This window comes from Acinetobacter amyesii, from assembly GCF_002018365.1.
Classification (GTDB): Bacteria; Pseudomonadota; Gammaproteobacteria; order Pseudomonadales; family Moraxellaceae; genus Acinetobacter; species Acinetobacter amyesii.
Genome location: NZ_MVKX01000011.1, coordinates 126,461 through 134,325, shown reverse-complemented (window position 1 = coordinate 134,325; position 7,865 = coordinate 126,461). Strand labels below are relative to the sequence as shown.

The window sequence follows — 7,865 nt, the reverse complement described above, 5'->3', positions numbered from 1 at the left end:
CCACCATATTTTTTGCGATGCAGCGGTAGTTCAGTTGGTTAGAATACCGGCCTGTCACGCCGGGGGTCGCGGGTTCGAGTCCCGTCCGCTGCGCCATTTCAAAGAATATAATTGTTGTACCCTTTAAGGGCGCTTAGCTCAGTTGGTAGAGCGTCTGCCTTACAAGCAGAATGTCGGCGGTTCGATCCCGTCAGCGCCCACCATATCTTTATGATATTGGTTGTGTTTCGAAAGAAACTACGTGATGCAGCGGTAGTTCAGTTGGTTAGAATACCGGCCTGTCACGCCGGGGGTCGCGGGTTCGAGTCCCGTCCGCTGCGCCATTTATCTTAAAAATCTCTGTTCAAGAGAATGCCTTTAGAAAAATCTTCAATTTTTCTTTTGTGCTCAGACAAAGCTTCGCTTTGTTACTCTTCGCTCAGGGCGCTTAGCTCAGTTGGTAGAGCGTCTGCCTTACAAGCAGAATGTCGGCGGTTCGATCCCGTCAGCGCCCACCATATTCTTCTATAGAAACTTCTTTCTCCAAAAGCTTGCCTAAATTTTCTGATTTACATAGAATCCGCTCTATAATAATTTTAATATTGTATGTGATCTATGAGAAATCCATATCAGCGCAAGGCAGCGTCTAAAACTCAAACTACAAATTACAATCCTCAAGAAACCTATAAGCAATTTATTGAAAATATGGTCGCTCAAGGTGGCGTGATTGCGTTATATCAAGATGGTTGGGCACTTTGTGCGACACCTACAGGTCAACGTTCCTTCGCCATTTGGCAAAATCGTGGCTTAGCGCGTTTATTAATTAAAGACAATTGGTCCAATTATGAAATTCAGGAAATTTCATTAAAAGACTTTATCGAAAAAGTCATTCCGTTTTTACGTAGCGAGAGCACTACAGTATCTTTAGATTTGACCCCAGAAGGGCAAAATATTTTGGTTGCACCTGAAAAGATGCTGTTAGATATTAAAAATTATTTATATCAAGTCTACCAGCAGCGCCCAGAAATCTTTGAAAACCTTAAAATTCCATTGCCACGTAGCATTCGTTTAAATTAATGGTTTATTTACAGCATAAAAAAGCCCTTGTTTACTGATCAAACAAGGGCTTTTTTAATATTCGTTGAGTACAAAACCGCTCAAAAAGGCAAAATATTCACGTAGCCAAGAATTGTAGCGGATGTACAGCGGTGTTGGCGCTGCAATGGTATACACCTGTGTATAGCCTAACTTTTGTGCAATTGCTTTTGCACGTGGGAGATGAAAGTCACTACTGGCAATCGCAATGGGGGCATCAAGCGAAATCTGATGTTGTTTTAAAATCATTTTACTGTTGATCAGGTTGAGTTCTGTACTGGTACTTTTACTTTCCTCATATATGCGTGCTGCTGAAATGTCATAGTGTTGAAGTAAATAGCGCTTCATGACGGAAGATTCGGTCATTTTTTCATTAAAGCCTAAACCACCCGTCATGATCATAATAGTATTGGGTTGTTGCAAGGCATACGGTGCTGCGGCATCGAGACGCGCCTTTAAGGTTGGAGAGGCTTGACCATTTTCAATACCACTACCCAAAACGATGATGGCTTGGACGGAAGTAAATGGCTTGGATTGCTGGCTATTGAAGTGTAAATACGCAAAAAACAGTAAAAGGCTCAATAGCCAAAGCCAAAACAACCACCATGCCGCACACCAGAGCCTTTTGAGTTTAGGGTATTGATCTAAAATATTTTGAATTTGCGTTGGAAATAGTCCCGATAAAAGAAAAATACACCCAATGACTAAGGGTAAAAGGATGCCTAAATGAATTTTATCTAATGTAAGCAACCAAATGGCATCTACACAGAGCAGCAAGCCTAAACAAAGCAGTAGTATTCTTTTCATTCAAAAAATTAAAGCAGTATCCGTATTTGGCCTAAGTATAGCGTGAAAAAAACCAGACACGAGGTCTGGTTTTAAGTTGGGCTATTGATTAGTAAACATCTTATTAGTAAACATCACGACGGTAACGTCCAGCTTGACGCAGTTCAGCCACGACATCTTCACCTAATATATCAATCAGTGCGTGGTCAACGTCCGTTGCCATACCGTTGATACTACCGCAAACGTAGATCACGGCACCTTGTTCTACCCATGATTTTAGTAAGGATGCTTGATCACGTAGGTCATGATGCACATAGCGTTTCTCCGTTTGATCACGAGAGAAGGTGAGGTCTATGCGTTGTACTAAGCCTGTGTTTTGCCATGCTTCAATGATGTCTTGATAAAAGAAATCATGTGCGCGTTGGCGCTCACCAAAAATCAGCCAGTTTTGCGTATAGTCCTGACGAACGCGTGCATGTAATAAGCTGAGTAAACCAGCAATACCGGTACCGTTACCAATACAAATCACAGGACGATTATCGGCGATCAAATGGAATGATTCATTGGTACGAATACGCAGTTGTAGTGTGCTATTGATCGCTGCATGTTGTGTTAACCACCCTGAGCCTAAACCAAGCTCACCATCCGCATTGGACTGCTGACGTACCACTAAGCGTAATACTTGCTGACTTGGAATACTGGCAATGGAGTATTCGCGAGTTGGAAGCGGTGGAAGCTGTTCGAGCAAATGATCAAGATTGGCAAATGGTTCAACATCCGTATTTAGGTTACGATCCCATAATGCATCTTCAATGCGTTGCTGAGTAGAATCAACCACTTGCTGACTTTGAATCTGGTACTTTTGCATGAAGTTTGCAATACGTTCAGCACTATTACCTGGCTGAATCTCTGCAATATCACCCGCTTGCCAGCTGGCTTCATGTTGAGGTTTTAACTCAATATTAAATGCAGGTGCACCTAAACTGTTCGGGTTGAGCAGATCACGTTTGGTCAATGTCCATGCATCAAAAGTTTTTTCAATTTGCATGTGCTGAAGTTCAAGTTTAGTTGCTTTGGCTAAAGCGCTATTCCATGCTTGAATGGCTTGGGTGTCGCCATTATTGACTTCAATCGTGTCAAACAGGGGCTTCGCAGCATTGCTTTGCATCCAGCGATGAATCGTATGACCAAAGCTACAGAAAGTATCTGGATATTCTTCTGAACCTAAAGCTAATACGGCAAACTGAACATGACTCAAATCGAGGCTCTGTGTCATCAGTTTACGTTCAAAGCTTGAAGCGAGGTCAGGCGCTTCGCCAGTGCCATAGGTACTTGCAACAAATAGAACCTGAGCGGCTTGCGTTAAGTCATCTGCTGAAAGTTGCTGAACAGCTTTCACTGTGACAGGCTGAAGAGCCTCTTGTAAGCTTGTTGCTGTACGCCATGCCAATTGTTCAGACTGACCTGTTTGTGATGCATAGCAAATTAACCAAGGCTGTGCATTTGGGTCGATGGTAACTGGTGCTAAGCTTTGACGGGCTTGCTGTGTCAGTTTTTTCTGTTTACGACGTTTGAGATAGAGCATCCATCCTGTGACAAAGAATAGTGGCATCATGAGGGATGCAATAACCACAAAGAACTGATAAATCGGTCCGAAGAAACTACCACGATGCACAGGTAACATGCTGGTCATGATTTTTTCATTTAACTTTTTATCTTCGTATAACTCAATATCGGTGAGAGCAGACGTTTGGTAGTTATAAGTCGCTTTGTTACGTGCACGCTCATGTTGAGGGACGGTATCCACAAAGTTAATTTCTAATTCACCATTGGCTTTTTTCGGAATATTAAAAGTGACACTTGAGTATTCACGACCAATATTTTGATTAAAGCCATTCCAACTTTGCGTAAGGGCAATATTCACTTGTTCTGGTTTTAGACCACGTTTTTCTCCGCGACCTTCAGCACCTTGTTTGTTTTCTTGCGAGCCGTGTTCAGAGGGACCAGAAGTTGCAGGGTTACTTTCAGAACGTGCTTGGTGTTCACCACGAGTTTGTCCTGCTGCAGTGGCTTGTTTTTCACCACCTTGTTTTTCACCACCTTGCTTTTCACCACGTTGTTTTTCGCTATTTTGCTTTTCACCCACCTGTTCAGCAGGTTGTCCATTCGTTTTTGGACCTTCTTGCAATTGGGGCTGTGGACGTTCAACGCCCATGACTTTAAACATGCCATTACGCCACCAGTCATAAGACCAATACAAACCTGTACATGCCAAAATCAGATAGAAAATAATTACCCATGTGCCGACGACAGCATGTAGATCCCACAGGAAATTACGTCCTTTGAGCTTTGGTTTAACTGCAAGCCATTGTTTTACAGAATGTCTTTTTGGCCAGCGCAGATATAAACCACTCAATACAAAATAAATCAGCATGAGTGTACATGCGCCCGTAATTTGTTTACCTACAGGTCCGACGGTTAAATTACGGTGTAGCTGTTGTACAAATTGGAAGAATTTTTGACCTTTGATTTCAGGTAAAACTTCGGCTGTATAGGGGTTAACCATCATGTTATAGCCACGACGAGCACCTTCTTTGACAATATTCACGGTACTTGAGGCGGTAGCATCTGATGCAATAGAGATGCTGTTAATTTTCATGTCAGGATCAGACTGACTAAAGTGCTGATAAAGCTCAGCAGGAGTTAGTTTAGGCTGCTGTTGAGCCTGAACCACATAACTGTCCTGATTGATTGCTTTAAGTATTTGCTGTTCATAGGAATAAATGCCACCTGTAACCCCCATGAGCGAGAGTATTAAGCCGGCACTAATCCCCAAGAACCAGTGAATCTGGAAAAGGGTTTTCTTAAACATGATGGATTTAATATTGATAAAAGGTTGCTGAATTGCGACGAATTATAAACGATGATGTAGTAGAGAATGTGGAAAAAGTAAGTAATATTCATTCTCATTATTGTAATTATCAATGATCATTCGAAAATTAAACAGATAAAAAAACCTCCAAAAAGCGGAGGTTTTTTATACACAAATGTCTGTTTGGCTTAAATTGCTTTAGCTGGGCCTACAGTTTCATTTAAGTGTTTACGAATGGTCGAAAATGGAAACTTCTTGCTATCCATACGTTTAGGCAAAATGTATGCACCGTCTTGACCCTTCACTTTAAAGTTTAAAAGGATGAAGTCTTTAGTGTCATACCATTCATGAATGTCTTTCCAACCGACAGTCATCGTCCCCATGTTTGCGCCCATACGTTGCTGCATAGAGATCCCATGCGGCTGAACACCCATGCGAATGCCTTTAATTTCTTGTACAGGGACTTCGTTCAGTTTGCGTTTCGCATACCACTCGATACCGAATTTACGTACAAGGAAGTAAATCACAACACAGACAATAGCTACCCAGCAAAATACTGTTGAATAGTTCTTAATAAAGATGAGGCCCAAGAGTGCCAGTGCAAGAATTGCACCCATAATTAGCCATGCTTTTTTGCCAATTTTGAAGTTACTGCGAGACAGAACAAGTTGAGCATAACGTTGTTCTTCTTCAGAAATTTCATAAGCCACTGGCTCTAGCGTGTAGGCATATAAATTTTTTGCGGTCATAGTGAAAGTAACAGATTTAAAACTGTAAAAAGTTTAGCATTATTTATACCAATTCAGTGAGTATATTGTTCCAAAATCATCCAAATTATAGCGAAGCCAATTCAGTCGATGCTTGATCATGCTCATGACTGAGATTTTGTTTCAATTGGCTAAATTGGTTCAACACGTTAAACATTAAAGAAAGCTGTTGTAGCACGATTAAGGATTTTTGATCTTCCTCACTGTTTTGAGACAAACGCTGACGAATTTCTTGCAACATATTTTGCGCCGTTAAGTCCGGTACTTCGTCACGCAGCAATGCACCTTGAATGTCATCTGTGGCTTTATCCAATAAGGTTAAGACCTGTTGATCTTGAATTTTTTCACGATGCGCACCTAAGGCTGCGATATAACTAATAAAGGTATGATTGAGGCACAAAAACTCAAAGGCCAAAGCTTTTTGAGTCGGATCGGTATCGGGTTCGGTGGCTAAAGTGGAAATCAGTGAAGCCACTTCTGCATCGGTATTATGGGCTGCACGACGGACCACACGATAATTCAACCCGTTATTACGACCAGATTTGTATTGTTCAACCACTTCAGCCAAATAATCACACTGCGCTTGAATCGAACGGCTGATGGTCCGAGGCAGGCGACGAAACTTCCAGTCAGGGAAAATGAAACTCACACCAAACCATGCCAAGGCACAACCAATGAGCGTGTCAATCATACGCGGCATTGCTGCAGCAAAACCCATTCCATCTAAGTTAAAGTTGATCAGCGCCAAAATGGTAATAAATGCAGTGGCTTGTGCATATTGCTTACTGCGTAATTCAAAAAATAGTACGCCACTTAAAATGAGTAGTAGTAACTGACCTTCGACAGAAGGGACAAAATATAAAATCGCATAACCTAAAATAATCCCGACCAAGGTGCCAATGATACGTAAATAGAGGCGGCGCTTGGTGGCGTTAAAGTTCGGCTGGCTGACAAAGAGGGCGGTTAATAAAATCCAATAGCCATAACTGATATTGGTCACTTGGACAAAAATATAACCAATAAATAACACGGTCGATAAACGCACAGCATGACGGAACAGCACCGACTCAGGACTCAAATGTTGTTTGAATCGAATGACGATGTCATCCCAACCTTTTAAATCATCATCTTTTAAACGATTTTCAATCAGGGCTTGTCGGTCAATATAACGCTCAGTTTCGACGTTGCGTAATTGTGCATCGATGCCTTTTAGGTTTTGGTATAAAGCAAATAAAGAGTTGATCCAAACTTCATCGTATTTTTGTTCTTCACGCAGCTTTTCGAGTGACAGTTTTAGATTATGGAACGCATGTTTAAAACGTTGATTATGATGATAAGGTTTTCGCTGTAAGATGCTGATACTCAAATCTTTACAAGCTTTACCTTGAATCGAAAGCACACGTTGAAAGCGAAATAAAATATCACTATGTTCAAAAATACGGGTCAATTTTTGATAATCAATATGTGCGGAATCGGCACGTTCATGAATGTCTTGCGCGACAAAATAATATTGCAGGCTACGACGCGTATCTTTTTGTCCACGGTCACCTTTTAAACGCGTTAATAAGGCCGTTTTCATATCGTTGAAAATGCCAATTAATTTGCCATTTTCTAGTGAAAGCTCAATCAAACTTTGCTGATAACTTTCGGGTGTCATATCGACATCGAACAAGTTAGATTTTGCAAATAAGAAGTCACCTAGAGACGAATAACTTTGCGCCAATTTGTCCTGAACTTGACGTACAGGAAACAGTAGAAAGCTCAAGGTAGAGAGCAGTCCGTACCACATCGCACCGATGACCAATAAACCCGCTTGTGTGTACCAATTTTCAAAAAGTTCGACCCCAAGCATGGAATATACGGAGATCACCAAACAACCATAAGAAATGGTGGCATAGCGACGACCCAATGAACCCAAAAGAATCCAACCGATACAAGAAACGATCAGGCCCAATGCAAATAAAATTGGATGAGGGAACAACAGATAAATGGATACCGCAGTAACAAAGAACCCGATATAGGTATAAATTTGATTGAGCACGCGGACTGAAAAGCGGTCATCGATATCACTAAGACCTGCAGCAACAACACCCAAGGTGAGGGGAATGGTCATCAATTGCTGATCTAAAAAATATGGGACAAAGGCTGTTCCTGCGAAGGCAATGACCATGCGCAAGTTATACATAAAGGTCGTGTTATAGGTTGCTTGTTTCAGTCGTGCGAGCCAGGCGTTCAAAATTTTTCCTTTGCTAAAGCGATGGGGCAGTAAGCAATGTGTATCGTGTGAATTTTCACATTGAAGCCAAGAAATAATACTATGTGCAGTGTAAACTTGTCTGCAAAACTTGCTTGCGATAAATGAATTA

Annotated in this window: 5 protein-coding genes and 4 tRNA genes; 5 read left to right on the top strand and 4 right to left on the bottom strand. The window is 41.5% G+C overall.

Going from position 1 to position 7,865, the window contains the following annotated elements; genetic code table 11:
- Positions 1 to 19: 19 nt before the first annotated feature.
- The 5 genes from B1202_RS15240 (at position 20) to B1202_RS15220 (ending at position 1,056) form a co-directional block, all read left to right on the top strand.
- Positions 20 to 96: transfer RNA gene (locus B1202_RS15240), tRNA-Asp, on the top strand.
- A gap of 31 nt (positions 97 to 127) precedes the next feature.
- A tRNA-Val gene (locus B1202_RS15235) sits at positions 128 to 203 on the top strand.
- Positions 204 to 246: 43 nt separating this feature from the next.
- Positions 247 to 323: transfer RNA gene (locus tag B1202_RS15230), tRNA-Asp, on the top strand.
- 98 nt (positions 324 to 421) lie between these two features.
- A tRNA-Val gene (locus tag B1202_RS15225) sits at positions 422 to 497 on the top strand.
- Positions 498 to 594: 97 nt separating this feature from the next.
- Positions 595 to 1,056 carry a DUF2750 domain-containing protein gene (locus B1202_RS15220; RefSeq protein WP_078191441.1) on the top strand — a complete coding sequence of 154 codons (462 nt, stop codon included), beginning with the start codon at positions 595 to 597 and terminating at the stop codon, positions 1,054 to 1,056.
- A gap of 54 nt (positions 1,057 to 1,110) precedes the next feature.
- Here the strand turns inward: B1202_RS15220 and B1202_RS15215 are convergent, their stop codons facing one another.
- From B1202_RS15215 to yccS, 4 genes are all read right to left on the bottom strand, one after another.
- A complete protein-coding gene (locus tag B1202_RS15215) occupies positions 1,111 to 1,881 on the bottom strand; it encodes a YdcF family protein (RefSeq protein WP_078191440.1) in 771 nt (256 codons plus the stop codon).
- Positions 1,882 to 1,984: 103 nt separating this feature from the next.
- Positions 1,985 to 4,732: a sulfite reductase flavoprotein subunit alpha gene (locus B1202_RS15210; RefSeq protein ID WP_078191439.1), complete on the bottom strand. Its 2,748-nt coding sequence runs from the start codon at positions 4,730 to 4,732 to the stop codon at positions 1,985 to 1,987.
- 188 nt (positions 4,733 to 4,920) lie between these two features.
- Complete coding sequence (locus B1202_RS15205) at positions 4,921 to 5,481, bottom strand: YcxB family protein (protein ID WP_078191438.1); 561 nt, start codon at positions 5,479 to 5,481, stop codon at positions 4,921 to 4,923.
- A gap of 85 nt (positions 5,482 to 5,566) precedes the next feature.
- Complete coding sequence (yccS, locus tag B1202_RS15200) at positions 5,567 to 7,735, bottom strand: YccS family putative transporter (protein WP_078191437.1); 2,169 nt, start codon at positions 7,733 to 7,735, stop codon at positions 5,567 to 5,569.
- Between the last annotated feature and the right edge of the window lie 130 nt (positions 7,736 to 7,865).

Coding starts and splice junctions, on each gene's coding strand:
- B1202_RS15210 (WP_078191439.1), bottom strand. CDS start 4,732: ATGTTTAAGAAAACCCTTTTCCAGATTCACTGGTTCTTGGGGATTAGT.
- B1202_RS15215 (WP_078191440.1), bottom strand. CDS start 1,881: ATGAAAAGAATACTACTGCTTTGTTTAGGCTTGCTGCTCTGTGTAGAT.
- B1202_RS15205 (WP_078191438.1), bottom strand. CDS start 5,481: ATGACCGCAAAAAATTTATATGCCTACACGCTAGAGCCAGTGGCTTAT.
- B1202_RS15220 (WP_078191441.1), top strand. CDS start 595: ATGAGAAATCCATATCAGCGCAAGGCAGCGTCTAAAACTCAAACTACA.